The sequence below is a fragment of the Pseudomonas sp. P5_A12 genome (assembly GCF_056400685.1).
This window is the reverse complement of record NZ_JBFUKU010000504.1, coordinates 1-2,149: the sequence shown is the minus strand read 5'-3', so window position 1 is coordinate 2,149 and position 2,149 is coordinate 1. Positions and strand designations below refer to the sequence as shown.

The following is a 2,149-nucleotide window of genomic DNA, read 5'->3' as shown; positions in this document are numbered from 1 at the left end:
CCCCAGGACGGTGCAAGGCCGGATTCGTTCGGGATAATCCAGATCTGGAAAATTTTGGTGGGTGTCGCTTCCAGGTTGTATTCGCTGTGAGCGATGCCGGTGCCAGCGCTCATGACCTGAACGTCGCCAGCTTCGGTGCGGCCCTTGTTACCCAGGTTGTCTTCGTGAGTAATTGCGCCTTCACGGACGTAGGTAATGATCTCCATGTCCCTGTGCGGGTGTTTTGGGAACCCGGTGCCGGAGGCAATCACGTCATCGTTCCACACTCGCAGATTGCCCCAGTTCATGCGCTTGGGGTCATGGTACTCGGCGAACGAAAAGTGATGATGGGCATCCAACCAGCCGTGATGGGCGCCGCCCAGGGAGCTGAAGGGTCTGAGTTCGAGCATGGTCGTCTCCTGAAAGGGGGTTAATGGCGAGCATCATCTATCAGGTACACATCGATAAAAAGCGTAAAAAATGCTGTATTGCAATCGAATTAGTTGATGTGAAATACCCTCGAAATGTTCTCACACAGCCTTCACTTCATCGCATAAGCCAATGACCTAAAAGCATTTCACTAGAACTCAAGGGCAAATGCAGACACCATAGCCCTCAACAGCCTCACACCCTGGAGTCAACCCGCGTGCCGCAACACACCCCCGATCTTCCTCCCGAACTTCGTCCCCTGGCCGAGATGCCGTTGCTCAAACGGCTGGCCGCCCGATTCTTCGGTCATGGCTTGACCCGCCTGCGCGCGCAACACCGCGCGTCCTGGTTACACGGGCAGGCTGACGGTTTTCGCAGCGGTCACAGTGCGGGGTTTGAGTACGGCTTCAAGGAAGGCAAGGACGAGGGGCTGGAACAAGGCCGGCAGGTCCTGCTGATCCGCGATTCGCGCTCAACCGAGCATCGGCCGCCCAACGTCGATTGTAATCTGTTTGACGATGGGCGCCTGCCATTGAACGCTGAGCTGAAGAAACGCATGAAGGCCGATGTTGCCCGGCTGCTGCCACCCCATGCCCAGCCGAGCGTTGCGCAGTGGAAGATGATCTTCAGCGACACACCGTCGACGTCGGTGATTGCCGGCGCGGGCGCTGGCAAATCGACCACGCTGGTGTTGCGTATTCTGTTGCTGACCCACTATTTGGGCTTCGAGTTGAGCTCGATGACGGTGGTGACCTTCACCCGCGAGTCGCGCAAGGACTTCATCAACAAGCTGATTGAACTGTTTGCATTGTGGGGCCGGGCGCTGAGCTTAAAAGAAGCGCGTGATCTGGTGCGCACCTTCCACTCGCGTATTCTGCCGATGGTTCGTAGCCTTCCAGGGTTCGAGCGTCTGCAAGCATTCGAAAACCTCAGCAACCGCGTGCAAAACGGTGACGAAGAGGTCGACAGCAACCCGTTCGACCTGCGCATCAATGACGCTCAGCGTCAGCAGCTCAATGCCTGCTACCACCAGTTGCACACACGGGATGAGCGCTTTCGCGAGTTTATCAAGCCTTTGTCCCGCCACGCCTTGCAGCTCAAGGAACTGGAGCGCGACCACCCCGATGTGCAAAAACGCGTGGCCGTGACCCAGCTGGCAGCCAATCGCGATGAGGAACTCTGCGACGCCATTGAAGACCTGTGGTTCCGCGCCGGCGCATGGCCGATCAAGGGGATTGAACCCAAGCGGCACTCGTTCGATATCAATGGCTCGACGTTCCGTTGCCATGGCTACATCCCGAGTCTGGATACCTGGGTCGTATTGGGTTTCGATCCTCGGGAAAACCCACAGGTCTGTCGCCCGAATGCCAAGCTGACCGTCCGGGCGGAGTGGGCGGTAAAGCGCACCCTGTTTCAAGCATTCTGTCGTAAACCATTGATATGGTTAGATAGTTACGAATCGTCAAAGCGCGTTTTGGCCTCTTTGGCAGGCGATGCCAGCGCGGGGCCGGGCTTTGACTACAAGGTAAAAGGCGAACTGGCTTCTGCACCATTGCTGGACTGTTTTGTCGCAGCCGCCGGGTTTATAGAAAACCTCGGGCTGGATGTTCCGAACGCCGTTGGCCAGATGAGTTACGCCAAGGACGACCCCGACAGGTTCTTCTTCGAGGCCTTGAGACTGTTTGGGCGGGCGCTGGAAGATCAACTGCTGGATCAAAAACCGCCGGTGATGACCTACAAC

Annotated in this window: 2 protein-coding genes; one reads left to right on the top strand and one right to left on the bottom strand. The window is 57.2% G+C overall.

Annotated features, from left to right (window positions below):
* Positions 1-389: pirin family protein (locus AC1DSG_RS30490; RefSeq protein WP_477794188.1), on the bottom strand; the 389-nt coding region annotated here is incomplete at its 3' end.
* Positions 390-625: 236 nt separating this feature from the next.
* Between AC1DSG_RS30490 and AC1DSG_RS30485 the strand changes: the two genes are divergently transcribed.
* The coding region (locus AC1DSG_RS30485) for a UvrD-helicase domain-containing protein (RefSeq protein WP_477794187.1) at positions 626-2,149 on the top strand (1,524 nt) is incomplete at its 3' end.